The organism is Alcanivorax sp. IL2 (assembly GCF_047495475.1).
Classification (GTDB): Bacteria; Pseudomonadota; Gammaproteobacteria; order Pseudomonadales; family Alcanivoracaceae; genus Alcanivorax.
This window is the reverse complement of the sequence record NZ_CP179932.1, coordinates 2,398,508-2,423,546: the sequence shown is the minus strand read 5'-3', so window position 1 is coordinate 2,423,546 and position 25,039 is coordinate 2,398,508. Positions and strand designations below refer to the sequence as shown.

Sequence of the window (25,039 nt, the reverse complement as noted above, 5' to 3'; positions counted from 1 at the left end):
GTCTGGTGTTACCAGAGCTCGATACCGAAAGGCCGGACCAGTAGTCCGAGTACCACAAAGCAGCCAATCGTGAGCAGCACACTGCAGCCCATGGAAATGAGAAATCCCCAGCGATCCAACATGAACGGAAACAGGGCAAACATGGGTAGCGTCGGGATGACGTACCAGAAGGTGTACCAGGCGTGGTTGCCGATTTTCTCCGCGGGCTGATTCCCCATGTAGAGCCAGAACATGGCAAGCAGGGTTACCAGTGGCAAGGCACCGATCAGGGCGCCCAGTCTGTCGCTGTGTCGAGCAACTTCAGAGATCAGCACGACCAGCGCAGCGGTAATGAGATATTTGAGGTAGAGGGGCATGCGGATTTCCCTTTGGTTTGGTTGCTCCTGAAGTATCCCGTTATAGTAGCAATTACTCTATTTACCATGTATGCACACCAAGTGGTGTATTTTATTATGATAATCAATCGGGTAGCACGAATGCCGTGTCAACTGTGCGCGACGCAACCGCTGCATCCCTGTTACATTATTGGTGGCGCCGGGCAGGGGATCACAAAATCTCTTTACCGACCGGACCATCGCTAAGCCACTCGCGGTCTTCCTCGCTCAGTGCGGTATTCTCTGGTGTACAAGCTGCCAACATCTCTTCCAAGGTCGGCATGGGCTTTGGGCGAATGATCAACTGCTCATCAGTCAGTTCCATATCAACGATACTTCCCACATCAAGACCAAGATGCTGCAAGACAGTTTTAGGGACTCGAAGTCCTGCGCCATTACTAATTTTCTGCACTTTCAATTTCATAAGCACCTCACACATTGGGTGTAACCTCAATTTAAATAGATAAATCACCCGTAACAACCATGTGGTAGTGATGGTCAAGAATTTAGCCATGCAATATATAGAGGTTCGGCCACGGACAAATAACTATGGATCTTCTGTTGTTTGGCGATTGCAATGATTTCACTGTGTGTGCACAAATGATCGGACAGAGGCTCAAATAGAGGGTGCCGGCGATCAATCCCTGATAAATAGCGATTAGCCCACTCCTCAAGTCGCTGGAACTCCTTGCTGTTTTCGTCGGGCGAGCCAATTGTGTCTGGAATAATCTGGTTCAATAACGCATATACCTGCCCTTGGTTCGTGGCGTGCAGCTCTGCTTCCTGCCTTGGCAAGCAGCACTTCTTGTATTTAACCCCGCTACCACATGGGCATGGCGCATTTCTTTGCAGGTGAGACATTCTCCACCCAAACGGAAAATGGGTATTATAGTCCGTGGATGCTCAGGCATCAAAAAATGATAGTTCTCACTTTTAGGTGAGACTTCCATGAGCAATGCTCGTCTTCAGGCATTTGGCGCAAAGGTTAGAGCAATGCGAAAGCAGAAAGGCCTATCCCAAGAGGAGCTTGCAAGTTTAGCAGGCTTGGACCGCAGCTATATGGGTCACATTGAGCGTGGCGAAAAGAACATTACTCTGCTCAAAATCTACCAGATTAGCGACGCTCTCTCGCTTCCTGCTGCTATTTTTCTAACCGATGAATGATATTCCTATCATGTAGAACCGGTATCAGGCTTTAATTCACTATTTTCGTTCAAGCGGTTTTGTGTCGTCAGGAAGTTGTAGGGGGGAGGGGAGGTTGAATTCATTCTCCAAGAACTCATCTAGCCGCTGCGCGATACGGAAGGCCTCCGCATTCTCCGATCGCTTGCCTTCAAGGTTTTAGACCTGGCAAATGAACTTGCGATGGACTATCTACAGGATGACCCGCTTGCCGGGTCTGAGCAAAACACGATAAGAAGCCCACGCTTAGCGAACCGCACATTCTTCCCAATGGCGTTCATAGCTGTAACGTCAGCCTTGCCTATCTGGGTTTGTATTGGTGTTTGTTTTTTCGCCCAACAAACTGCCGGAAACGAAAAGCAAGGCACCGGTGACAATAGCAATATCAGCCAGATTAAAGGCCGGCCAGTGCCAGTCCCGCCAATAGAAATCAAAGGAATCCACAACGTAGCCGCGAAATATTCGGTCAATCAGGTTGCCCATGGCGCCACCGAGGATAAGACTGTAAGCGAAGGCTTCTCCTTTATGACGATTTTCAAGAATCAGCTTGATCAGGAAAATCGAGACCACCACCGCGATTCCGATTAAAAAATAGCGCTGCCAGCCTCCGCCATTCGCAAAAAGACTGAATGCGGCACCGGTGTTCCATACGTGCACCCAGTTAAAGAACGGGGTCACTGAAATAGACTCGCCATAGGCCATTGATTGCTGCACCAGCCACTTTGCAGCCTGATCTGACGCTGCCAGCAGGCTCGATATGGAAAACAGGGCATACGACGAGTGCTTGTTGCCAATAATGAGCAATTATTTAACCCTTCAACGCCAGAATACGCCTGGCCCCGTTAAGTACAATGACTCCCGATATGGTGCCGATAATCAGATCCGGATAATTGGACCCGGTCCACGCGACCAGGGCGCCGGCGGTGATGACCCCCAGGTTGATCACCACGTCGTTGGCCGAGAATATCCAGCTTGCCTTCATGTGCGCCCCGCCTTCCCGATGTTTGGATATGAGCAGCAGACAACTGGTATTGGCAATCAATGCGACGAATGCGATAGCCATCATCACCAGCGATTCAGGCTCACTACCGAATACAAAGCGTCTCACCACCTCTACGAGCACGCCCACAGCCAAGATCAGTTGCAGTACACCAGCAAGATGCGCGGCACGTACCTGCATTTTCACGCTATGTCCAACCGCATAAAGGGCAAGCCCGTACACCGCCGCATCGGCAAAATTGTCCAGGGATTCTCCAATCAGGCCGGTGGACTGGGCGATCAGACCGGCAGTCATTTCCACCACGAACAGAAGTGCATTGATGCCGAGCAACCAGCGCAGGGTCCCGGATTCTTGCTTAGCAGAAGCTGCCGAAAACTCGGCGGCCTTGATGGTCTCCGGATTTGCAGCGACGGTTTCCTGAAGCGAGGCGCCTAGCCCCAAGGTCTTCAGTTTCGAGGTGACGGGCTCGACCTCGCCGTCATGCACGACCTTCAGCCGGCGGTTCGACAAGTCGAAGGACAGCGCCCGAATCTCCTCAAAGCCGTTCAGGGCTAGGCGAATCATTCGTTCTTCTGATGGACAGTCCATCTTCGGCACGGCATAAACACTGACCCATCTCCCTGGCGCCTCGGAGGAGGCCTGTATATCGGTATCCGCTGCGGACGTTGCATCACCGCCACAGGCGCCACCACAGGATTTGCTCATGATACGACTCCACTTGAACAATGTTGTGGTACCATTTAAAACTATAAAGCTACTATAAGGTCAATAGAGTAAAGAATCCGTTGGGGAGGAGGCTGATGCGCATTGGTCAGTTGGCGCAGTTGGTAGGGGTCGAAACACAGACGATCCGCTTCTATGAACAGCAGGGCTTGTTGCCGCCGCCTGATCGGCAGGACAACGGTTACCGTGTCTATACCGAGAAGCATGGTGAGGGGCTGGCCTTCATCCGTCGCTGCAGAATCCTGGGCCTGTCACTGGCTGAGATTCACGAACTACAGAGCTATCAGGACGACCCTCATCAGCCTTGTACCGCCGTCAACGCCTTGCTCGATGATCACATCTCTCATGTGCGGTCGCAGATAACCGCTCTGCAAGCGCTTGAGAAACAACTCGTTTCACTGAGAGCGAGTTGCAACGATGACCGGGAAGTTGAGGCGTGTGGGGTTCTTGCTGGAATTAGCGAAGGAAACATGCACCAGCAGTAGGTGAAGCATCAACCAGATAATCCGATGAGATGCCGGTCTGTCTCACTCTCATGCAAAGGTAAGATCAACTGAATCGCCACCGGTTTGCTAGACACCTTTCAGCCATACAAAATGGTGGCCGCCGTACTGATAATCTCCTCAGGCTTAACGTAGCCCTGTACGTGGTACAGGCCCAGCTCGCTCGAATATCCATAGAAACTCCAAAACGGCATGAAAAAGCCCGCACAAGGCGGGCTCTGGCATGCAGTGAAAGGGGGGGAGTGTAAAATTCATGATCAAAAGCATCGGTTTGCTGTTTTGGGTTGCAAGTAGAGCAAGTAGTGTTAGTGGGTGTAGATTCAGTATCCTTCAGGAAAAGCTCATTATAGAGCGGTCGAGATTGAACAGGCTGGACGAGACTCCAAATCATCATCCCAACTATTGATGAATTTGACTTGAAGCATAGAGAATGGAGGGTGAAGGTGTCAGTTGTCTGACCGGTCGCCGAATCGATCAGAACCAGGGATTACAACAACTGCAGTAAGGCCTCCTACCTTACTGGACGTGTAATGAACCTGTCCCTGATAACGCTCAACTATTGCGTGGACAATAGCCAGCCCCAATCCATGACCGGGTGTTTGCTCGTCCAGCCTCAATCCTCGCTTGCCCAATTGTGAGTGGGCTGTTTCTGATACGCCCGCTCCGTCGTCGCTGATGATAATTTTTAACTGCTCTTGATCTTCACTCAGCGTGAGCTCCACCCAGCGGGATGACCATTTGCCTGCGTTATCCAGCAAGTTGCCAAGGATTTCGTTCAGATCATGCTCCTCGACAGGCCAGCGATGGTTTTCAGGCAGATCCGTTGACAATTCAAAAGATTTATCGGGGTAGAGGCGGCCAAGCATCCACAGCAGATCCCGGGCCTGTTTGATCGGACATACACTTTGGCCGACCTGTGGACCCGCAAACCGGCTTCGCCGCATTTCGGCCTCAAGCTGAGCATCTATGTCGTCGAGGCGCGCCGCCATTTCCCATCTCAGCTTCTCATCGAGCGGGCGACTGGTGTCTTCCAGGATCTGTCTGACAGCCGCTATGGGGGTTTTCACGCTGTGGGAAAGGTTGGCAAGTGCGTCACGGGAGCGTTCCAGCCGGTCATCCAGTGAATCCAGCAGTCGATTGAGTTGCCGGACGAGGGGCCGGAACTCCTCCGGGCCGTCTGCGTTAATACGGGAGAGCTCGCCTGACTGAAGTTTTTTCAGGTTCATCTGAAGGCCCGCTATTGACCGCAGGGCCAGAGTGATTCCCAGCCATATGCTCCCGATCATCAGAATGACCAGTAAAACCGAGACGACGGCAGTCCAGATATGGAGTTTGGCCTGGCTCCGATGAAGCGCCTCCATATCCTCGGCAACAATGATCACGAAGGGGTTTCCGTCGACCGTGAAGGCACGGCGATACCCAAGCATTTGGGAAGGCGCAGATGGTACCTCAGCATCCCTGGCTCTCACGGCTCCCTCCTGCCCGGAGGTGAGCAACGGCCTCAGAATCGGAGTCCAGGTCTCCGGTGAGATGGACTGCCCAGACGGAGAAGCGATGGCGATGGCGAAGGCGTGGAGGAGCACTTCCTGAAAATAGTCGCCGGTCTGGAGTGTATCAATCTGGCCACCGGATTGGCGGATCTGGTGTTCCAGAAAAGCTACCTCATCTTTCAAGCGGCGTTCTACTAAGTCCATGGTCATCCTCTCCAGCAAGGCCCCATGGATGATCCAAGCCAGTGCCATCAGACCAATACCGGCCGGAAGTAGCAGAATCAGGAGCATCCCCCTGACTGAGCGAGGTCTAGCGGCTATCGGCATCGAACAGGTACCCTTGACCACGTCGGGTCTTGATGGTGTCCGGTCCCACCAGCTTCCTGAGCCGCCGCACATACGCTTCGATCACGTTCTCGCTGGGTATGTCGTCGATGCTGTATAGCTGGTCGAGAAGCTGTTCTTTCGAGAAAACCTGCCCGGGACGACTCATCAGACATCGGAGCAAACGGAACTCCGTACCGGTCAGGCTATGTTCGGTCTCGTCACCGGCCCTTAACGTCTGGCGATTTTCGTCCAGCTCGAACCGGCCCGCTGTCAGGGTATCCATTATTCTGCCTTCGCTTCGCCGGACGATGGCGTGAAGTCGGGCAATCAGCTCTTCGGTCTGGAAAGGCTTCGCGAGGTAATCATCGGCGCCGGCCTTCAAGCCATTGACCTTGTCCTGCCAGTCTCCCCTGGCGGTCAGGATCAACACCGGGAAACTGACCTTATGCGTCCGCCACTGTTTCAGTACGTCCAGGCCGTTGCCGTCGGGCAGGCCCAGGTCAAGAATACCGGCGCGGTAACTTTCCTGCTGCCCGAGGTGCCGGGCTTCCCGCGCTGTACGGGCGGTATCCACGCTGAAACCGGCCTTTTCCAGTTGGGCGCTTAGCCCATTTGTCAGCAGGTAGTCATCTTCCACCAGAAGTAATCTCATTCCTGAACTGCCTTTCTAAATTGAGCATCAGAGTCCGTCAGTGTCGCTGCCCAAGCTGAATTGTGCCAGAACAAAAAATAATTCCGATTTTCAGCCTGGATTCAGGTTGCTGAGCGATGGTAGCAACCGCTTCTGGATATTGCTCAAGTTTTGAGTGAGACAACCCGGCCCTCAGGGCCAAAGCTGTTCAAAGGAGAAGATATATGACCGTATCAAAATTCCTCGTTGCTGCCGCAACTATCTTATTGTCGGCGACCACCTTTGCCGCTGGAACCCATGGTGGAGGACATGATCACGGCGCTGCGAGTGGTGAGCCCGGCAAAGCCTCAGAGGCCAGCCGAACCATAACAGTCGAAATGTACGACAATTACTATGAACCGGGATCAATCATCGTAAGCCCCGGGGAAACGGTGCGGTTCGTGGTGGAGAACAAGGGGAACCTCGTTCACGAGTTCAACATCGGCACACCTGAGATGCATGAGGGGCATCAGGAGGAAATGATGATGATGGTCGAACATGGCGTCATCCAGGGCGGAAAGCTCAACCACGACATGATGGAAATGGACATGGGGAACGGCCAGTCCATGAAACACGACGACCCTAACAGCGTCCTGCTGGAACCGGGCCAGAGGCAGGAAGTTATTTGGAAGTTTTCCGATAACAGCAATATCGAGTTCGCCTGCAACGTGCCGGGTCATTACCAGGCAGGGATGTACGGTGACGTCAAGGTCCAGTAACTGAGTTCACTAATGGGGCGTTGATCCAGTGGGCTTGTAGGTATTTATTTTGAGGGTTCTTAGTGAAGAGCGATTTGGAGCAAAAAGTATGAACAGCCGTTTAGGTTCAGTGTTGTTAAGCCTGCTGATGTCTGCATCGGTCATGGCTGGCGAATATAATCTCACGGTTGATCGGGTCGAAATTGACACCGGCGATTTCGTGAAAGACGGCATCGGTTATAACGGTGCATCTCCCGGGCCGGTGATGCGCTTCAAGGAAGGCGAAAACGTCAAGATCAACGTGACCAACAACCTGGATGAGATGACTTCCATTCACTGGCACGGCCTGATCCTTCCTTTTGATCAGGACGGTGTGCCTGGTATCAGCTTTCCAGGCATCAAGCCGGGTGAAACCTTCACCTACGAATTTCCCATCCAGCAGGCTGGTACTTATTGGTTTCACAGCCACTCCGGTTTTCAGGAGCCGGATGGCGCCTACGGTTCCATCGTTATCGAACCTGAGGGACGTGAACCGTTCCGCTACGATCGCGAATACGTAGTTCAGCTAACCGATAAGCACCCGCACTCCGGTGATCGCATCATGCGTAACCTGAAGATGATGCCGGACTACTACAACCGCGAGCAGCAGACTGTCGGAGAGTTTTTCTCTGACGTGTCCGAGAACGGCCTGATGAACACCGTTCGGGACCGTATGGCCTGGGGTGGCATGCGGATGATGAAAGCGGATGTCGAGGACTTGCAGGGTTTTACAGGGCTGATCAACGGTAAAGGGCCGGATCAGAACTGGACTGGGCTTTTTGAGCCGGGCGAACGCATTCGGCTGCGTTTCATCAACTCCTCGGCGATGACTTACTTTGATATCCGGATCCCCGGTCTGGACATGACCGTTGTGCAGGCTGATGGAAACAACGTTCAGCCGGTTAGTGTGGACGAGTTCCGGATCGGTGTGGCGGAAACCTACGATGTGATCGTCCGCCCGAAAGGTGAGCAGGCCTACACCATCTTCGCCGAATCCATGGGGCGTTCGGGCTATGCCAGAGCGACACTGGCCCCAGAAGAGGGTATGGAAGCGTTCGTGCCGCAACTGCGTGAACCGGCCCGCCTGACTATGGCTGATATGGGCGGTATGTCCGGTATGGACCATGGCGACATGGATATGAATAGCTCAGAAGAGATGTCCGGAATGGATCATTCTTCGATGGAGGGAATGGATCACGCAAACATGAGCAACATGGACCACTCAAATATGAAAGGAATGGATCATTCGGGCACGTCCGGCATGGACCATGGTTCCATGGCGATGGGAAAAGAAGGTCCAAGCGACCCCTTCTATGCGAAGGGAAGTGGCCTCGTCCCCACGGCAGCCAATGGCGGCAAGTTCCTGTCCTACGCTGACCTCAAGGCCCAAGATCCACTGTATGAAGACCGCGAACCGACTCGAGAAATAGAGCTTCGTTTGACCGGCAATATGGAGCGGTACACCTGGAGTATCAATGGCGTTAAGTACGAAGATGCCGATCCGATCCGCCTGAAATATGGTGAGCGGGTCCGCTTCAAGTTTGTCAACGAAACCATGATGACTCACCCCATGCACTTGCACGGTATGTGGTCCATTCTAGATGTTGGCGCAGACCAGTGGAATCCGATCAAACACACGGTCAGTGTGCAGCCCGGTACCACCGTTTACATGGAAACCGAAGTCGACGAGCCAGGCCAATGGGCGTTCCACTGCCACCTCTCTTACCACGCGGCCGCTGGTATGTTCCGTAAGGTGATTGTTGAAGGTGGGCCAGAGTCGACGCAGGCCAAAACAGACGCGGCTGCTGAAGAAGGAGGTGAGGCATGAGTTGTATTCGATCACTTGTTGCGGTCAGTTTCTTTGCCTCTATCGGATTCTCAACGGCGGTGACAGCTCAGGAAATGATCTCCGACACCACCGCTCGTAAACAGCCGCTCACAACCTGGGGTGTTCAATTCGAGGAGTTTGAATACCGCTACAGCGACGATGACGAGGAACTGGGCGTCTGGAATGCGGATGCTTTCTATGGCACCGACGAGTTCAAAGTCCGGTTGCTCACAACCGGGGAGTACGAGATAGAGGAGCAGGCCTACGAAACACTGGAAAACCAGCTGGTCGGCCAGATCCCCATCTCCAAGTTCTTCGACGCCAAAGCGGGCGTACGTTTCGATACGCCCGAGGGGCCGGACCGTACATATGCCGTTCTCGGTGTAGCCGGGCTGGCTCCCCAATGGTTTGAGATCGATGCAAACCTGTATGTCAGTAAGGATGGCGATACGTCAGCCGAACTGGATGCAGAGTACGAGCTGCTTCTCACCAACTACTGGATTCTGGCGGCAACGCTGGATGCCACGGTTGCGTTTAGCGAGGACCGGGAAATTGGCGTTGGTAAAGGACTGGTTTCTACCGAAACCGGACTCAGGTTGAGCTATGATCTGATCGACCGTGCGTTCTCGCCTTATGTGGGCGTGGTGCATGAGCGCAAATACGGCGATAGTGCCGACTTTGCCGAAGCGGACGGCGGCAGTACAGCAGATTGGTTTGCTGTGATTGGAGCGCGCATCGCACTCTGATCAGGTACTTAGGGGCTAAAGATATTTCTTTGGCCCGTTTTTCTCGACATTGATGCAAGTGAGGTCTACCCAAGCCAGCATTGGCTATTTATTGAGTATCAAACGCCGTTCAAAACAACAGGAGGTTGTATGAGCAGCACGCACGACAGAACCACGCGCTATCAGAAAGGCAGTCTTACACTTCCGGGAACTGTTATGCTGGGCACCGGTGTCATGATTGGCGCCGGTATCTTCGCCCTTACCGGGCAGATGGCGCAGATGACTGGCGTTCTTTTCCCGTTGGCGTTTCTGGCCGCGGCGGTAATCGTAAGCTTCAGTGCCTATTCCTACATCAAAATTTCCAATGCCTACCCGTCAGCCGGGGGCATAGGCATGTACCTGCACAAAGCCTATGGCAATCGGTTACCGACGGCTTTCAATGCTTTGCTGATGTATTTCTCGATGGTGATTGCCCAGAGCTTTCTTGCGCGAACCTTCGGTTCTTACACCATGCAACTGTTCGATGGCGATGAAAGTGGCCGCATGGTGCCCATTCTTGGCGTCTCACTAATTCTGGCCGCGTTTCTGATCAATCTGTTGGGCAGCCGAATGATTCAGGGCGTGGCTTCCTTTATAGGTATCCTGAAGATCGGAGGCATTCTGGTTTTCGGGCTGGTGGGTATCTGGATTGCCGACAGTGTTTCTGTTGATTTCTCTAGCCCCGGTGAGGCTGGAACCTTTGGCAATTTCCTGGGGGCAACGGCCCTTGGCATTCTGGCCTTCAAAGGTTTTACCACCATCACCAACAGCGGCTCGGAAGTCATAGACCCCAAGAGAAACGTGGGGCGAGCGATTATTATTTCCATCGCAGCCTGCGTGGTGATCTACACCCTGGTCGGTTTCGCCGTTGCCAGTAACCTGTCCCTGGCGGAAATCATCAAAACGCAGGACTACTCTCTGGCGGCCGCTGCGCGTCCCGCATTGGGCGACTACGGCGTCTGGTTTACCGTCGCCATTGCGATGATGGCCACCGCCGGTGGCATTCTGGCCAGTATTTTCGCCGTCTCACGCATGTTGGCCATGCTGACTGAAATGAAGCTGGTCCCCCACAGTCATTTCGGCATGCCCGGTAGCATCCAGAAGCACACGCTGGTTTATACCGTGGTGCTTGGGCTTATCCTCACGGCCTTCTTCGACCTGTCCCGAATTGCAGCGCTGGGCATCATTTTTTACCTGATCATGGACATTGCTATCCATTGGGGCGTTCTGCGCTATTTACGGGAGGATGTGAAGGCCAATGTGTGGGTGCCCACGGTGGCAATTGTTCTGGATTTGCTCGCTCTTGGTGGCTTCGTTTGGGTCAAACTGAATACTGACCTGTTTGTTATTGGCGTGGCGGTTGTCACCATGATTGTTATCGCAGTGGCCGAGCAACTGTTCCTGAAAAAGGCCACAGAAGCCGAAGAAGCGGGACACAAAGAATCTCATGCTCATCATCACTAATCACCAGAACTCGATAGGGAGGGATCGGCCATGACGGCTGAGCACACGGTCAAAGATCCTGTTTGCGGCATGTCGGTGAATCCACACTCGGCGGAACATCGCAGCGAGCATGGCGGGAAAACCTGGTATTTCTGTTCTTCGGGGTGCAAATCGAAGTTTGACGGCGACCCGGGACACTACCTCAGTGGAGAACAGAAACAGGACGAACCCGTGGCTCCGGGCACCATGTACACCTGCCCGATGCATCCGGAAATTCGCCAGCAGGGCCCCGGAGATTGCCCTATCTGTGGTATGGCCCTGGAGCCCGAGCAGGTAAGTCTGGATGACGGGCCCTCGGCAGAGCTCAAAGACATGACCCGTCGATTTTGGATTGGCCTGGTGCTGGCCCTGCCGGTATTGGTGCTGGAAATGGGCGGACATCTCACCGGCCTTGACCAGATCGTTGCCCCACAAATGTCCAACTGGATTCAACTGGTGTTGGCGACGCCAGTAGTGGCCTGGTGTGGCTGGCCTTTCTTTGTCAGAGGCTGGAAGTCCGTCGTCAGCCGCAATCTGAACATGTTCACGCTCATTGCCATTGGTACTGGCGTGGCGCTGATCTACAGCCTGGTGGCGACACTGGCGCCCCAGATTTTCCCCGACGCCTTTCGGCAGGAAGACGGTTCTGTCGCCGTCTACTTCGAGGCGGCTGCGGTCATCGTGGTGCTGGTTCTGTTAGGCCAGGTGCTTGAACTGCGGGCCCGGGAGAAAACCTCGGGCGCGATCAAGGCGCTGCTGGATCTGGCACCGGCGACGGCCCGAAAGCTGGATGACCAGGGCGACGAGTCCGATGTGTCGCTGGATCAGGTCAAGGTGGGTGATCGCCTGCGAGTGCGCCCGGGGGACAAGGTGCCGCTGGACGGTGAGTTACTTGAAGGCAGCTCCAACGTGGATGAGTCCATGGTGACCGGTGAGCCTCTTGCAGTCAGCAAAAAGTCTGGCGACCAAGTGATTGGCGGCAGTATTAACCAACAGGGCAGCTTTATCATGCGGGCCGACAAGGTTGGCCGGGACACCATGCTTTCCCAAATCGTGCAGATGGTGGCCAGCGCCCAACGCAGCCGCGCACCGATCCAGGGGCTTGCCGATAAGGTGGCGAGCTGGTTTGTGCCCACCGTGATCCTAATTGCCATTGTTGCCTTTATAGCCTGGTCATTCCTTGGGCCGACACCGCCCATGGCGTTCGGGCTGATTGCGGCGGTCAGTGTTCTGATCATTGCCTGCCCTTGCGCACTGGGTCTGGCAACGCCGATGTCGATCATGGTAGGTGTTGGCCGCGGCGCCCAAAGTGGTGTGCTGATCCGCGATGCGGAAGCCCTTGAACGCATGGAAAAGGTAGATACGGTGGTAGTGGATAAGACCGGCACGTTGACAGAGGGGCAGCCACAAATCACCCGAATTGTTACAGCGAATGGGTACGATGACGATGCTTTGATGCGTTTTGCGGGCGGACTCGAGAAAGGCAGTGAGCATCCACTGGCCCACGCCATTCTGGACAAAGCCAAGGGCATGGAGCTGAAGCTGCCGGATGCGGAAGACTTCGATTCTCCCAACGGTAAAGGGGTAACAGGAAAAATCGACGGCAAGCGGGTGCTGCTTGGTAATCGTCTTCTCATGGAGTCGGAGAATGTCGACACCACTAGATTTGACAGCGATGCCGACGAGCATCGCAAAGATGGTGCTACCGTGATTTTTGCCGCCGTCGATGGAAAAATCGCTGGGCTGTTGGCCATCTCCGATCCCATCAAGAGAACGACCCACGCTGCTATTGTCGCGCTGCAAAAAGACGGCATTCGAGTGGTCATGCTGACTGGCGATAACTACACCTCGGCCGAGGCGGTTGCTCGCAAATTGCATATCGATGAAGTGGAAGCGGAGGTACTGCCGGAAGATAAGGGCAAGATCGTCCAGCGTCTGAAAGATGAAGGGGGTGTTGTCGTGATGGCGGGTGATGGCGTTAACGACGCGCCTGCATTGGCAACGGCGGACGTGGGGGTGGCCATGGGCACCGGCACAGATGTGGCCATCGAAAGCGCGGGCATTACGCTGCTGCGCGGCGACTTGATGGGTATTGTAGAAGCGCGTCGTCTGTCGCTGGCGACCATGCGCAATATCCGACAGAACCTGTTCTTTGCTTTTGTGTACAACTCCGCGGGCGTTCCGATTGCGGCGGGGGTTTTGTACCCGTTCTTCGGGATACTGCTTTCACCGATCTTCGCGGCTGCTGCAATGTCGCTGTCGTCTTTCAGCGTGATTGTGAATGCATTGCGCCTGCGAGTTATCAAGCTTGGCCCTAAGTAATAATCGCTGGTGCCGTACACTATTGATCGAACCATAGAAGATGCTGATTTTGAGGCGATTGACAAACGAGCGCGTCAGTCTCTCACGGATAACTGCTTCGGGGTGCTGATCGAAATCGACGTCAAAACCACGATGAAGGAGAAGCTGGGCACGGAAATACCTGCCTACCGGATCTTTGGGCATGCAATCCTAGGCCATCGGCGTGGAGCCTCGAGTAGGGGCTATTTTGCCATAGCTGGCGCCTTAAGCGACTTCATCCGTGATCTGTTGACCGTGATCAAGTTCCACGGGGTTTGCTCAGCCCGTTCAACTTTAATCCAACTCATTGTGATTAACTCTCTAGGTGTGTAAAGCCAACAGGTTGCTTATAACAGGAAGTCTGCTGATGCGCGGTCGCAGATAACGGCTTTGCAATCGCTTGAGAAGCAACTCGTTTCCCTGAGAGCGAGGTGCAACGATGGCCGTGAAGTTGATGCTTGCGGGGTTCTTGCAGGCATCAGCGAAGGCATCGTACAACCGCAATAGATCAAAGTGTCGATTTTATAGTTCTTAACCACGCCGCCACCTGTCGACATAAGCCTCGGTACCCAGCATGCCAACAGGCGCCTGGAATGGCATCGAGAGACACTTTCACGCTTCATCAAGTAATGCTATTGAAGGCTGTGGCGTAGCAGAAGAGCATGCCAGAGGGAGCAGAGCTGGCGATCAATAGTTACATAGCTCAATATTAAACGTTGACATGGGGGCTACCCCAAGGTTTATGTTGTTAATAGCACATTGCTTCGGACTATGCTGACACCATATGTTTATTGCTCGGTTTTTCATTAGTTGCCTATTTCTGCTTAGCATCTCCTTGCAGGGGATGGCAGCGGTGCAATTGGCGCAGCCTTGCCCCATGGAACAAACCATGATGCAGGCAGACATGGATGACCGTTGCAGCATGATGTCCGCCATGCCACAAAACGATTGTTGTCTGGATGGTGAATCCAACACGCACAGCGGCCCGGTTTGCAAGCCTGGCCAGGAGTGCCATGCTGGGCAGCTCTCGATCATGAATACGGCTCCGGCGGTTTCTTTTCAGGCAGCAAATCCGGCTACCCCTCATTTTTCTAACCCTCTCTATCTCCCCCTTGCCTTATCTACCATCTGGCGACCGCCTCTAGCACTTTCTCACTGATCTTTTCGGGGTCCGGCCTGGTCTGGGCCCACTGAGGGCGCGTTGCGCGCCATGATCCGTGTTGGAGTGACACATGTATTGGATATTTCTGAGCGCCGGCCGGTATCGGCGCGCACTCGGCTGGCTAGCGCCCTCCCTGCTGCTAGCTAGTGTCCAGGCGTTTGGGGCAGAAGGCCTGACTTTTAATCAGGCGCTACAGCTCGCCTTACGTCAATCACCGGAACTGCGGGCGGAATCGGCCCGCGTCGAGGCCGCTCAGCAGGCAGAAGGGCCTGCCGATGCTTTGCCTGATCCCACCCTGATTCTTGGCCTCGACAATGTACCTGTGGATGGTGCCGATCGTTACAGCCTGTCGAGTGATTTCATGACCATGCAGCGTATTGGTGTAACCCAGCGTTTCCCCAATCGCAGCAAACGCACAGCAAGGGCAGAAGGGGCCAGACAGCAAATCGGCTTAACGGAGGCCACGAAAGAGGCGACTCGTCTGGCCGTGCTGCGTCAGACCGCTCAAGCCTGGATCGAGCTCCACACTCTGGATCGTCAACTAGTCCTGCTGGAAGAACTCATTGCTGAAAATCGTTTGTTCGACAAGGCAGTGCGTGCCCGGCTTTCATCGGGTCAAGGAAAGGCTATTGATAGCGTGGCACCCAGGCAGGAAGCCGTGACATTACTGGATCGGCGAGATGCTCTTCTGGCCAGGCAGCGCCAGGCTAAGGCTCGTTTAATACGCTGGCTGGGGGAAGCCGGCCGGCAATCACCGGCTGGCCAAGCACCTGATTTCGCCATCAATGCTGAACAGTTACTGAATAGCCTGCATAAGCACCCTGAACTTGAGATAGCGTCGCGTCAGGCTTCTGTCGCCCAGGCTAACGCGGACGAGGCTCGTGCCGCCAAGAAGCCGGACTGGGCTTTAACTCTGGCTTATATGAATCGTGAAGAATTCAGTGACATGGCGATGCTACAGGTCAATGTGGACCTGCCATTGTTCAGCCGGTCGCGCCAGGGGCCTCGCATTGCCTCGGCGGAAGCTGAGTGGCAAGCACTGGAATCTCGTGCAGAGGCGGTACGTCGTGAACATGAAGCGATGCTGCAGAGCGATCTGGCCGAATATGAACGCCAGGAACGCACGCTGGCCCGGCAACGGGAGCAACTGGTGCCTCTCGCAAAAGAGAAAGTGGGATTGGCTAGGGCAGCTTGGCGCGGCGGTGATGGCAGTTTGGCCGATCTTGTACGGGCACGTAGCGAATGGCTGGACGCCAAACTGAAAGAAATTGATCTCAGCGGGCAGTATGACCAGCAGGCAGCCGCCCTCCATTTTACCTACGACCACCACGGCATGGTGGGCGAGGAGCAAGATGATGAACATTAAACGCAATGCCTTGATCGGGTTGGCTGCCTCGCTGTTGTTGCTAGCCGGAATATATTTGGGCCGTTACGTCACCCCTTCGCAGAGCAGTATATCGATGGCGATGGACAGCGGTGAAACCAACAGCAAAGCGGATGAAAAGGAAGTGCTGTACTGGTATGACCCTATGTATCCCCAGCAGCACTTTGACGAGCCTGGGCCCTCACCTTTCATGGATATGGAGTTGGTGCCCCGTTATGCCAATGGTGGTGATGATAGCGATCAGCCAACGGTCCGTATTGATGCAGCCATGGTACAAAATCTGGGAATTCGCAGTGCCTCGGTGGTCGTGGCTCAGTCACAATCTCAGCTTGATGTCACGGGGTTGATTGCTTACAACGACCGCGCCCTGACACGCTTGCAAAGCCCCGCGCCTTCCTTCGTAGACAAGGTCTGGCCTCTGGCTGAGGGCGACACTATCTCCAGTGGTCAGCCGCTGATGCAATTGAGAGTTCCGGCCTGGACTGGAGCTCAGCATGAATGGCTGGCCGTGCTCGGCAGCGGCAACAACGAACTGATCGTCGCCGGGCGGGAACGCCTGTTGTCATTGGGCATGCCTGCATCCCTGATCCGGAGTATTGAACGCCAACGTAAACCGCTGAAAACCTGGACGGTGACAGCTCCGCATGATGGCGTGATACGCAGTCTCAATGCTCGTGCTGGCATGACGCTGCCGGCCGGTGCTCCCGTGGCGGAGATTCAGTCACTCAACCCCGTGTGGGTGGAGATAGCGGTCCCGGAACGCCAATTGGGGCAAGTCAGTAGTGGTAACGCTGTTGACGTGACCGTTCAAGGAGTGAAGCCAGCACTGCGTGAGGGGCAAGTTGCCGACATTCTGCCTCTGGTGGATCAGTCCAGCCGGACTGTGCCGGTGCGAGTGACCTTGTCCAATGACGAGGGTGATCTGCGTCCGGGCATGAGCGCTCAGGTACGCATTCATGGCGAAGCCACACAGAAAGCATTGGCCGTACCAACCGCAGCCTTATTGCATACAGGAAAGCGCAGCCTGGTGATGCTTGATGAGGGGGAGGGTCGATATCGTCCGCAGGCAGTGCTGCCGGGGGGCGAGCTGGGAGACCAAACGCTGATCCTGGCCGGGCTGAAGGAAGACCAGAAGGTGGTTGTCAGTGGTCAGTTCCTGCTCGATTCCGAAGCCAGCCTGCAAGGCATTGCCGTTCAGGAGCTGGCTATGTCAGATGAGACGGAAATGATGAACGCACTGCACTATGCCGAAGGTGTTGTCGAGCAACTGAATGGCAGCAAAATAATGCTGGACCATGGCCCTTTCAAGAGCTTGTCCATGCCTGCCATGACCATGCGTTTTAACCTGGCGAATGAACAAGTAGGCAAAGGGATATCGGTAGGTGATCGCGTGCGCATTGGCATTCGTGATACAGACAAAGGGTTGATTGTGGAGCGCCTAGAAAAGCAGGTGGCGGAACAAAAAGACACCCAAGTGAATTCGTTGCATTACGCCGAGGGGGTTATCGAGGGGCTATCCGACGGCAAGGTCAAGCTTAAACACGGTCCTTTTGAGACGCTCGGTATGCCTGGCATGACCATGCGCTTTCGTCTTGCCAGCGAACAGGTGGCCAGCGATATAGCAGTGGGCGATCGTGTGCGCGTCGGCGTCAAAGATACCGATAATGGCTTGACTGTGGTGTCTCTCGACAAACAGGAGGTGACACCATGATCGCTACCCTGATTCGCTGGTCGTTGGCTAACCGATTTTTGGTGCTGCTGGCGACGCTGTTCATGAGTGCGTGGGGAATCTGGTCTATCAACAATACCCCCGTAGATGCTTTACCGGATCTGTCCGATGTACAGGTGATTATCCGCACCAGTTACCCAGGTCAGGCACCGCAGCTGGTGGAAAAACAGGTTACCTATCCACTTGCCACCACCATGCTGGCCGTGCCAGGTGCGCGCACAGTACGTGGTTACTCGTTCTTCGGTGATAGTTATGTTTACGTGTTGTTTGAAGATGGTACCGACTTGTATTGGGCACGCTCACGGGTGTTGGAATACCTTAGTCAGGTCCAGTCTGAATTGCCGCGTACAGCACGACCATCACTTGGGCCAGACGCTACCGGTGTCGGCTGGATTTATCAGTACGCATTGATCGATCGCACCGGCCAGCATGATCTATCGCAACTAACCTCGATACAGGACTGGTTTCTAAAATACGAGCTGCAGACTCTGCCTGACGTTGCAGAAGTGGCAACTATAGGCGGCATGGTACGTGAATATCAGGTGGTCCCTGACCCGGTCAAACTCGCCAGCCATGGGATTAGTCATCAACAAGTACGCAAGGCGATAGAACAAGCTAACCAGGAAACCGGGGGAGCAGTGCTGACGCTGGGCGAAGCGGAGTTCATGGTGCGCTCCAGTGGCTACCTTCAATCACTCGAAGATTTCCGAAAAATCCCACTAAAACTGGTTGATGGAGTGCCAGTACAGCTTGGAGATGTGGCGCAGATTCGCCTTGGTCCGGAGATGCGGCGTGGTATTGCCGAGCTGGACGGTGAAGGGGAAGTCGTCGGCGGGGTCGTAATTCTGCGTTCAGGCAAGAACGCCCGCGCCGTGCTATCTGCCGTGCATGAGCGACTTGAGACACTGCGGGAAAGCTTGCCGGAAGGGGTTGAGATCGTCACCACCTATGATCGAAGTGAGCTGATTGATCGAGCGGTAACAAACCTCAGTTACAAATTGATTGAAGAGTTCATTGTAGTTGCACTGGTGTGCGTATTGTTTCTTGGCCATTTGCGTTCGTCACTGGTGGCCATCATTTCCCTACCGCTGGGAATCCTTGCTGCCTTTATTGTGATGCGTTACCAGGGCATCAATGCCAATATCATGTCGCTTGGCGGCATTGCTATCGCTATCGGCGCTATGGTGGATGCAGCAGTGGTGTTAATCGAGAACGCTCACAAGAAAATTGAGATTTGGCATCGGGATAACCCAGGGCAATCTCTGACTGGTAATGCGCATTGGCGAGTCATAGAGCAAGCAGCTGTCGAAGTGGGGCCAGCGCTGTTCTTCTCGTTGCTAATTATTACCTTGTCGTTTATTCCTGTCTTTACCTTGGAAGCACAGGAAGGGCGGCTATTTGGCCCACTGGCATTTACCAAAACCTGGGCTATGGCGGCGGCAGCCGGCCTATCGGTGACATTGGTTCCACTGTTAATGGGGTACTGGATTCGGGGAAAGATACCTTCCGAGGAAAGTAATCCAATCAGTCGCTTTTTGATTAGTTGTTATCAACCCGTACTAGAGCGAGTCTTGGCGTGGCCGAAAACCACCTTGCTGGTTGCCGGTTTAGTTTTTGTTACCGCCTTTTGGCCGCTAAGTCAGCTTGGTGGTGAATTTTTGCCACCGCTGGATGAGGGCGATTTGCTGTATATGCCAAGTGCCTTACCAGGCTTGTCAGCACAAAAAGCTACCGAGCTTCTACAGCAGACCGATAGGTTGATCAAAACGGTGCCTGAGGTGGAGCAGGTGTTCGGCAAGGCGGGGCGTGCGCGGACAGCGACTGACCCTGCACCATTGACGATGTTTGAAACCACCATCCGTTTCAAACCCAAGGACCAATGGCGTGAAGGCATGACAACGGAGAAGCTTGTCGAAGAGCTGGACCGTATTGTACGCGTGCCTGGACTGGCAAATATCTGGATTCCTCCGATACGCAATCGTATCGACATGCTTGCCACTGGCATCAAGAGCCCAATTGGCATCAAAGTAGCGGGTAATGACCTAGAGATCATTGACCAGGTGAGCCGTCAAATCGAACAGGTAGCCAAACAAGTACCCGGTGTCTCCTCAGCATTGGCTGAACGGTTGACTGGTGGTCGTTATGTGGATATCGATATTCGGCGTGGCATTGCGGCTCAGTATGGCCTCAACATCGCGGATATTCAGTCGGTGGTCAGTGGTTTGATTGGTGGTGAAAACATCGGTGAGACAGTGGAAGGGCTGGAGCGTTACCCGATCAGCCTTCGATATCCTCGCGAGTGGCGCGACACGGTGCATCGCTTACGCGATTTGCCCATAGTCACTCCCGAAGGAAAACAAATTACCCTCGGAACCGTGGCGGATATCAAGATTACCGATGGGCCACCGATGTTAAAAAGTGAGAATGGCCGACTGTCTGGGTGGGTGTATATCGATGTGCGGGGGCGTGACCTGGCCTCGGTAGTGGATGATCTACGTGCCTCAGTGAATGACGGAGTCAGGCTGCCAGAGGGGTGCAGCTTGTCCTTTGCCGGTCAGTTTGAGTTCCTGGAGCGGGCCAATGCGAGACTGAAAGTGGTGGTGCCGGCGACCTTACTGATTATTTTCGTACTGTTATTCCTGACCTTTCACCGTATCGGTGAAGCCTTGCTGATTATGGCTACGTTACCGTTTGCGGTGACCGGCGGTATCTGGTTCTTGTATCTGCTGGACTACAACTTGTCGGTGGCTACTGGTGTCGGCTTCATCGCCCTGGCGGGTGTCGCTGCCGAGTTTGGCGTGATCATGTTGCTGTACCTAAAGCAGGCGTGGCAGGAGAGGCAGGAGCAGGGCCAAAAGGATGAAGCTGCCTTGATGGGTGCTATCCGTGATGGCGCGGTATTACGTGTTCGACCTAAGGCGATGACTGTAGCTGTTATTATTGCCGGCCTTCTTCCGATTTTCTGGGGGGGAGGCACAGGTAGCGAGATCATGAGCCGCATTGCTGCACCCATGGTAGGAGGGATGGTAACAGCACCTTTGTTATCACTTTTCGTGCTGCCCGCAGCCTATCTGCTGATGCAACGACGTGATAGGAATCCGGATTGACCAAGCTTAAAGCTTGGGTGGTAATCTCCTAGTCTTGGCGCCGGATCAGCTGCTGATCCGGCACTGATAATTGAGGGGGGGGCTGCGATACCCCCCCGAAACGAATAGTCATGTCCAGATGCCCTATGGATGGCTGGTTGTGGTAGAGAGTCACAGGGGTAATAACTTATTTCTCTATAGAACAATAGGTTACGATGTTTTTGGGGGATTTTGCACGTTTGTCTGCCAACCCTCAAGATGGCACCATTTACCTCCGGGCTGAACGAAGTGGCGGCGGAGATGGACGAGTTTACACAATCACTTATCGTGCAACGGACGAAAACGGTAATGTAGGCTTCGGTTCTGCCGAGGTTCTCGTTCCGCATTCCAAGGGCAAGTAGGGCAAGCAAAGCCTTATTCGTGATTAACCTGCCGGCCAAGATAAACTGGCCGGCAGGCTTTCTACGCTCAAAACCAGCAAGGAACAAATTTTGGGCGGCTTCAAAAATTGGCACTTATCAATTTATTACTTACCTCTTGAATTTATCCAATTTTTCCGAAAATGCTCAGACTTCCCTCGCTCTTTTTCAAGCGCTTGTTTAAGCCTGGAATTCTCATGCCGAACAGAGCCAAGTTCTTTTTTTAGTCGATCTATCTTGTTTCTCAGCAGGGCTTCAACATGCCGAGACTCCTCGGGTGTTCTAGCTGGAACGGTGACATTATCAATTTTTACGCTCGAAGCCCGGTCTCCCTCCCTCATACTAGAAATCTGGTCTTTAAAGTTGTTGTAAAGATACTGTCGGCTTACACCAGCCAGCTTGGCAACAGCTTTAAATGTGATCGTTTCATTGCTCTGCTTCAATTGATCAACCGCTTGCTCGACGGCTCTACGCTTTTGAAGGCTGCGCTCATCCCTGGCCTGACGCAAACCATCAAGGTTGTCTTCACTCATTTATCCTCCAGTGAGGTTTTGCGCGCTTGTTGCTCACGACCTTGATACTGGCCATCAGCTTCAATCGAAGAAACTATGTCATTAAGCCGCTTGTATATTTCCTTGTTTTTAGCAAGTCTGCGGCCTGTAATTTCAGACATACGACTTTGCTGATTCTCCTGCAAAGCCACAAGCTCTTCTTGCTGCTCTTCAATCAGATTAATTACTGCGCCTTTCTCATTCTTAAAGAAATCTACATCTTTAGCGTCAGCGCGGTAATGTTTGCATGTATAGCAAGCATTCGCATGCTCGCACCAATCACCAATTTGAGCAGGCATTGTACAAGCGCCGCCACACACCCGTGTAGCTCTTATCTGACCTTTTCTTACGAGGAGGTTGGCTACGCTTTCATCTACCTCCCCCTCAATTGTGTAAAAGCGGCCACCGCCATTTTGCAGAAGGGCTTTTTTCTTGAGCTCAAGCCGGTTGTTTATATATGCGGTGGCCATGTCAGGACTGGCATGTCCAAGCTCCATCATAATCGATAATATGTCATGGCCATCTTTGGCCATTGAGGTGCCTTTGGTATGCCTCAGAGGATGCCAGGAAAATGAAAGAGGGGACCCGTCATCAGATAATACACCAGTGCTTACGCATTGTTTTTTTATTTCGCCCATAGTGTAGGCGGGCGATGTAAAGCTTTCATGAGTGCCATTGAATACAGGGAAAAGGTATTTGGTCTTCTTTCCGTGTCGTTTAATAACTGCAGACCGTTGCTCTTCAATCGCGTTAATTATCTGAGCATGGTCTTTATTATTCTTGTGCAAAGGCTTTACATTCCACTTGCTAACTTTGCTCTGCCAGAATGTAAGCAGCATGAAATCTGCGTCGTTCGGATCTTCATCTAGACAATCAAACAAAATGGCATGGCCATCTTCAGACCTCATGCCAGCCCCCATTATCAAAGTAAAAACACATGGGGTAGGTGAGGGCGCATGCTTTACTGCGGAATAGAGCTCATCAACAATTCTCTGAGAGTAAGCACGGCCACCGCCTTCCTGCGCATAACCCAACCTTCCAAGACCTTCTTTATAATGCACATTCTTAATTTTCTTCGAAGATCGACCTGAAACAGTTAAGCTAGGCCAAATGTCAGGCCACTTCCTGGCTGCTGTAGCCAGCATAGCCAGTGTGTCGGTATACCAGTTTCTGCCATACAAGCCTTTTGCGTTCCCCCAATCAACAAACATATCACCAATAATAACATCCGTTATTGAGCTGGGAGATGGCCGCTCGAATGTCTCATGCATGAAATTACTAAAATGCTTGAGTCTCGCAACATAGCCGGTAAGTGTTTTGGGGCCCAATTCTCCGTGCGTGACCTTGTCGACAATGTGTTCTCTGACAGCATCCCTTAACCACTCCGGGAACTGGTATAAATTGGCGTAGCTACTTTTTTGCTTCTGGAGATCCTTGTACCTTACGTGATACTCAGAGTACAAGTCATCGAAGAGCAATATATTCCGTTTTCTTAGGCTTTTAAATTGGTCGCGCTGAATAATTATTTTTTTATGGAAGTCGCCAACAACAGTAATTTGTGGGGAGGTGTATTCCTTTTCCTTCAACTCGCCCGACTTAGTGTACTGTATTTTCACCATCGCCCTGTTAGGGTTTTCATCGAACAACATAAAATGTGCAATCAGATCTTTATTGTGGCCTTTCTTGTTAGGACCAATTGAGCCTTTTTGTGGGAATTCTGGATGAGGAATATCGGCTATGCATGTCACCCCAAATTTTTGCAGCGTATTCTCACAGCATGCCATCAACCAGCTCATTGGGAGTCTTCTTCTTTGGACTATAGACTGCGAATTCATTCTTGGATCAGAAAGAAGGTTAGCCCAGTAGAGCTTGACCTCTAGTGAAGGTGTCTCAGGAATTCCAACAAATGAAATAGGGCTTCGGTCGGCTATATATTCATTAACGAAACATGGGGTCTCATCGAGAAGGCTTTTATTCCATACACTTTCTTGTGCTAATACTGGTGATATAGCGTTTAAACGTGCTTCCATTTGCGCCGAATATAAATCAGCGCCTTCCTTGTCATGTGAAATCAGCTCTAAATCCATTTAATGCCTCGCTCAGCCAATTGGGTGCCGGATTCCATAAATTCTTCAAGCCGCTCCTTCAGCTTGTTTGGGCCGGTCAGATGTAATTTTCTAACCTCACTACTAAAGAGGTGCTTATAAAAATCGAGAGTTGTTTGAGGGCTGGCATGCCCAAGTCGATCAGCAACGGCTAGCAACCCGTGCCCATCAGCGATAGCCTCACTAGCATGTGTGTGGCGAAAGTGGTGCCAAGTAAATGTATAGCCCGTACGTTTGATTAAATACGTTTTTAGATTCTCGGCGTAGCTCCGAGATAGGGCTTTTCCAATCCTGCCTTTCTTAACATTACAGAACACATATTCCGTGCCTGATTCAAACGCTGCCAGGTATTCTGTGCTTGTAATGTAATCTTCGTACATTTCAAGCAGGTAAGGCATTACAGGGATTGCTCTAGCACGCTTGGATTTGGCCCTGGCCCCATTTTCATTGTCAGATCGAGGAATTACCCAAATAACACCGTCAGCAAGGTCAACATCAGCATGGCGAAGTCCCAAAGCTTCTCCAATCCGCATTCCGGTGTTGTAGAGGAGGGTGACAAGAAAGGCGTCGCGGACCAGGCTGCATGCCTTTATGAGCTCCAGAACCGCCTCAGGCGACATCCTTTTTTCAGTTACTCTCTTCCTTACGGACCCCAGATCCCCTTTAAGGTAAGGATCTTTCTTCCTGACACTTCTGCGTTGATTGATGTGTTCAAGGAAAGGCTTATAGCTGTCTACAGGCTGATGTCGATTGCTGACAGCGACTGATGCAAAAGCAGGCCCTCTGCCTGTCAAATAGCGATAAAAGGACTTAACGGCCAGGTGCACCTGGTTATTCACCGTTGGGCCCAGCCTAGCTGCAGGCTCCAATGAAGGAGAAAGAAAGGCAAGATTTGAGGAATCATCGGCCATACCACTCAGATGGTAAGGCAGCCACTCAAGGAAACGATCATAGTCGGAAACAGTTATCCCGGTGATTTCCTTACTGTTTGAGTGGAGGTAAGTCCCAAGACGAGCAACATGACGTGCATATGCCTGGATTGTATTGGGAGAGAGGTTGATCTGTTCAAGATGCACGATCCAATCACGAATCTCGTCTACTGGGTTTCCGTGATCATCTATAACGGTCCATGAATAGTTAGAATCATCAAATCGGATCTTTACGAGTTCCAGCACAAGCTGCT

The 25,039-nt window shown here is 52.9% G+C and carries 20 protein-coding genes and 1 pseudogene; 11 read left to right on the top strand and 10 right to left on the bottom strand.

The window, feature by feature from the left end; all coding sequences use genetic code 11:
• Window positions 1–8: 8 nt before the first annotated feature.
• From ACMG4N_RS11300 to ACMG4N_RS11290, 3 genes are all read right to left on the bottom strand, one after another.
• A complete protein-coding gene (locus ACMG4N_RS11300; protein WP_414431685.1) occupies window positions 9–356 on the bottom strand; it encodes a DUF3147 family protein in 348 nt (115 codons plus the stop codon).
• 190 nt (window positions 357–546) lie between these two features.
• Entirely contained in the window at window positions 547–798 is a 252-nt protein-coding gene (locus ACMG4N_RS11295; protein WP_031226830.1) for an AbrB/MazE/SpoVT family DNA-binding domain-containing protein, read from the bottom strand.
• 74 nt (window positions 799–872) lie between these two features.
• Window positions 873–1,235 (bottom strand): SEC-C metal-binding domain-containing protein, encoded by a 363-nt coding sequence (locus tag ACMG4N_RS11290; protein WP_011588652.1) that lies wholly within the window; start codon window positions 1,233–1,235, stop codon window positions 873–875.
• 87 nt (window positions 1,236–1,322) lie between these two features.
• Between ACMG4N_RS11290 and ACMG4N_RS11285 the strand changes: the two genes are divergently transcribed.
• Complete coding sequence (locus ACMG4N_RS11285) at window positions 1,323–1,538, top strand: helix-turn-helix domain-containing protein (protein WP_011588651.1); 216 nt, start codon at window positions 1,323–1,325, stop codon at window positions 1,536–1,538.
• A gap of 309 nt (window positions 1,539–1,847) precedes the next feature.
• Here the strand turns inward: ACMG4N_RS11285 and lspA are convergent, their stop codons facing one another.
• Together lspA and ACMG4N_RS11275 are read right to left on the bottom strand one after the other, a co-directional pair.
• Window positions 1,848–2,360: a signal peptidase II gene (lspA, locus tag ACMG4N_RS11280; protein ID WP_022986212.1), complete on the bottom strand. Its 513-nt coding sequence runs from the start codon at window positions 2,358–2,360 to the stop codon at window positions 1,848–1,850.
• Window positions 2,361–2,364: 4 nt separating this feature from the next.
• Window positions 2,365–3,261: a cation transporter gene (locus tag ACMG4N_RS11275; protein WP_011588649.1), complete on the bottom strand. Its 897-nt coding sequence runs from the start codon at window positions 3,259–3,261 to the stop codon at window positions 2,365–2,367.
• 95 nt (window positions 3,262–3,356) lie between these two features.
• On the opposite strand from ACMG4N_RS11275, the gene cadR reads away from it, so the two are divergent.
• Window positions 3,357–3,764: a Cd(II)/Pb(II)-responsive transcriptional regulator gene (gene cadR / locus ACMG4N_RS11270; protein WP_004364961.1), complete on the top strand. Its 408-nt coding sequence runs from the start codon at window positions 3,357–3,359 to the stop codon at window positions 3,762–3,764.
• A gap of 464 nt (window positions 3,765–4,228) precedes the next feature.
• On the opposite strand, the gene ACMG4N_RS11265 is transcribed toward cadR, so the two are convergent.
• Together ACMG4N_RS11265 and ACMG4N_RS11260 are read right to left on the bottom strand one after the other, a co-directional pair.
• Complete coding sequence (locus tag ACMG4N_RS11265; RefSeq protein WP_197017557.1) at window positions 4,229–5,563, bottom strand: ATP-binding protein; 1,335 nt, start codon at window positions 5,561–5,563, stop codon at window positions 4,229–4,231.
• 19 nt (window positions 5,564–5,582) lie between these two features.
• Complete coding sequence (locus tag ACMG4N_RS11260) at window positions 5,583–6,251, bottom strand: response regulator transcription factor (RefSeq protein ID WP_007151491.1); 669 nt, start codon at window positions 6,249–6,251, stop codon at window positions 5,583–5,585.
• Window positions 6,252–6,454: 203 nt separating this feature from the next.
• Here ACMG4N_RS11260 and ACMG4N_RS11255 point away from each other — a divergent pair, with 203 nt between their 5' ends.
• From ACMG4N_RS11255 to ACMG4N_RS11215, 9 genes and pseudogenes are all read left to right on the top strand, one after another.
• Window positions 6,455–6,988 (top strand): plastocyanin/azurin family copper-binding protein, encoded by a 534-nt coding sequence (locus ACMG4N_RS11255; protein WP_039926258.1) that lies wholly within the window; start codon window positions 6,455–6,457, stop codon window positions 6,986–6,988.
• 88 nt (window positions 6,989–7,076) lie between these two features.
• Window positions 7,077–8,834: a copper resistance system multicopper oxidase gene (locus ACMG4N_RS11250; protein WP_414431682.1), complete on the top strand. Its 1,758-nt coding sequence runs from the start codon at window positions 7,077–7,079 to the stop codon at window positions 8,832–8,834.
• Complete coding sequence (locus ACMG4N_RS11245) at window positions 8,831–9,580, top strand: copper resistance protein B (RefSeq protein WP_035460407.1); 750 nt, start codon at window positions 8,831–8,833, stop codon at window positions 9,578–9,580. Before ACMG4N_RS11250 ends, ACMG4N_RS11245 begins: the two co-directional genes overlap by 4 nt.
• 129 nt (window positions 9,581–9,709) lie before the next feature.
• Entirely contained in the window at window positions 9,710–11,062 is a 1,353-nt protein-coding gene (locus ACMG4N_RS11240) for an APC family permease (protein ID WP_414431681.1), read from the top strand.
• A 30-nt stretch (window positions 11,063–11,092) separates the two neighbouring features.
• Entirely contained in the window at window positions 11,093–13,402 is a 2,310-nt protein-coding gene (locus ACMG4N_RS11235; RefSeq protein WP_007151136.1) for a heavy metal translocating P-type ATPase, read from the top strand.
• A gap of 390 nt (window positions 13,403–13,792) precedes the next feature.
• Window positions 13,793–13,927, top strand: a pseudogene (locus tag ACMG4N_RS11230) (Cd(II)/Pb(II)-responsive transcriptional regulator); the annotation flags it as partial.
• Between the two features lie 725 nt (window positions 13,928–14,652).
• A complete protein-coding gene (locus ACMG4N_RS11225) occupies window positions 14,653–15,948 on the top strand; it encodes a TolC family protein (protein WP_063508764.1) in 1,296 nt (431 codons plus the stop codon).
• Window positions 15,935–17,677: an efflux RND transporter periplasmic adaptor subunit gene (locus tag ACMG4N_RS11220; protein WP_414431680.1), complete on the top strand. Its 1,743-nt coding sequence runs from the start codon at window positions 15,935–15,937 to the stop codon at window positions 17,675–17,677. The genes ACMG4N_RS11225 and ACMG4N_RS11220 overlap by 14 nt, the downstream gene beginning before the upstream one ends.
• Complete coding sequence (locus ACMG4N_RS11215; protein ID WP_414431679.1) at window positions 17,674–20,802, top strand: efflux RND transporter permease subunit; 3,129 nt, start codon at window positions 17,674–17,676, stop codon at window positions 20,800–20,802. Before ACMG4N_RS11220 ends, ACMG4N_RS11215 begins: the two co-directional genes overlap by 4 nt.
• 505 nt (window positions 20,803–21,307) lie before the next feature.
• Here ACMG4N_RS11215 and ACMG4N_RS11210 read toward each other — a convergent pair.
• The 3 genes from ACMG4N_RS11210 to ACMG4N_RS11200 are packed head-to-tail and all read right to left on the bottom strand — an operon-like array spanning window position 21,308 to window position 25,031.
• Window positions 21,308–21,733 carry a DUF6262 family protein gene (locus ACMG4N_RS11210; RefSeq protein ID WP_273633852.1) on the bottom strand — a complete coding sequence of 142 codons (426 nt, stop codon included), beginning with the start codon at window positions 21,731–21,733 and terminating at the stop codon, window positions 21,308–21,310.
• Complete coding sequence (locus ACMG4N_RS11205; RefSeq protein ID WP_297763770.1) at window positions 21,730–23,838, bottom strand: tyrosine-type recombinase/integrase; 2,109 nt, start codon at window positions 23,836–23,838, stop codon at window positions 21,730–21,732. The genes ACMG4N_RS11210 and ACMG4N_RS11205 overlap by 4 nt, the downstream gene beginning before the upstream one ends.
• Window positions 23,829–25,031, bottom strand: a complete 1,203-nt coding sequence (locus ACMG4N_RS11200) for a tyrosine-type recombinase/integrase (RefSeq protein WP_414431676.1) — start codon at window positions 25,029–25,031, stop codon at window positions 23,829–23,831. The genes ACMG4N_RS11205 and ACMG4N_RS11200 overlap by 10 nt, the downstream gene beginning before the upstream one ends.
• Window positions 25,032–25,039: the final 8 nt, after the last annotated feature.

Bases quoted from the DNA above. Each gene is read 5' to 3' on its own strand.
- ACMG4N_RS11260 (WP_007151491.1), bottom strand. From the start codon at position 6,251: ATGAGATTACTTCTGGTGGAAGATGACTACCTGCTGACAAATGGGCTA.
- ACMG4N_RS11245 (WP_035460407.1), top strand. From the start codon at position 8,831: ATGAGTTGTATTCGATCACTTGTTGCGGTCAGTTTCTTTGCCTCTATC.
- cadR (WP_004364961.1), top strand. From the start codon at position 3,357: ATGCGCATTGGTCAGTTGGCGCAGTTGGTAGGGGTCGAAACACAGACG.
- ACMG4N_RS11255 (WP_039926258.1), top strand. From the start codon at position 6,455: ATGACCGTATCAAAATTCCTCGTTGCTGCCGCAACTATCTTATTGTCG.
- ACMG4N_RS11220 (WP_414431680.1), top strand. From the start codon at position 15,935: ATGATGAACATTAAACGCAATGCCTTGATCGGGTTGGCTGCCTCGCTG.
- ACMG4N_RS11215 (WP_414431679.1), top strand. From the start codon at position 17,674: ATGATCGCTACCCTGATTCGCTGGTCGTTGGCTAACCGATTTTTGGTG.
- ACMG4N_RS11265 (WP_197017557.1), bottom strand. From the start codon at position 5,563: ATGCTCCTGATTCTGCTACTTCCGGCCGGTATTGGTCTGATGGCACTG.
- ACMG4N_RS11295 (WP_031226830.1), bottom strand. From the start codon at position 798: ATGAAATTGAAAGTGCAGAAAATTAGTAATGGCGCAGGACTTCGAGTC.
- ACMG4N_RS11290 (WP_011588652.1), bottom strand. From the start codon at position 1,235: ATGTCTCACCTGCAAAGAAATGCGCCATGCCCATGTGGTAGCGGGGTT.
- ACMG4N_RS11240 (WP_414431681.1), top strand. From the start codon at position 9,710: ATGAGCAGCACGCACGACAGAACCACGCGCTATCAGAAAGGCAGTCTT.
- ACMG4N_RS11275 (WP_011588649.1), bottom strand. From the start codon at position 3,261: ATGAGCAAATCCTGTGGTGGCGCCTGTGGCGGTGATGCAACGTCCGCA.
- ACMG4N_RS11210 (WP_273633852.1), bottom strand. From the start codon at position 21,733: ATGAGTGAAGACAACCTTGATGGTTTGCGTCAGGCCAGGGATGAGCGC.
- ACMG4N_RS11285 (WP_011588651.1), top strand. From the start codon at position 1,323: ATGAGCAATGCTCGTCTTCAGGCATTTGGCGCAAAGGTTAGAGCAATG.
- ACMG4N_RS11250 (WP_414431682.1), top strand. From the start codon at position 7,077: ATGAACAGCCGTTTAGGTTCAGTGTTGTTAAGCCTGCTGATGTCTGCA.
- ACMG4N_RS11225 (WP_063508764.1), top strand. From the start codon at position 14,653: ATGTATTGGATATTTCTGAGCGCCGGCCGGTATCGGCGCGCACTCGGC.
- ACMG4N_RS11300 (WP_414431685.1), bottom strand. From the start codon at position 356: ATGCCCCTCTACCTCAAATATCTCATTACCGCTGCGCTGGTCGTGCTG.
- ACMG4N_RS11235 (WP_007151136.1), top strand. From the start codon at position 11,093: ATGACGGCTGAGCACACGGTCAAAGATCCTGTTTGCGGCATGTCGGTG.
- ACMG4N_RS11205 (WP_297763770.1), bottom strand. From the start codon at position 23,838: ATGGATTTAGAGCTGATTTCACATGACAAGGAAGGCGCTGATTTATAT.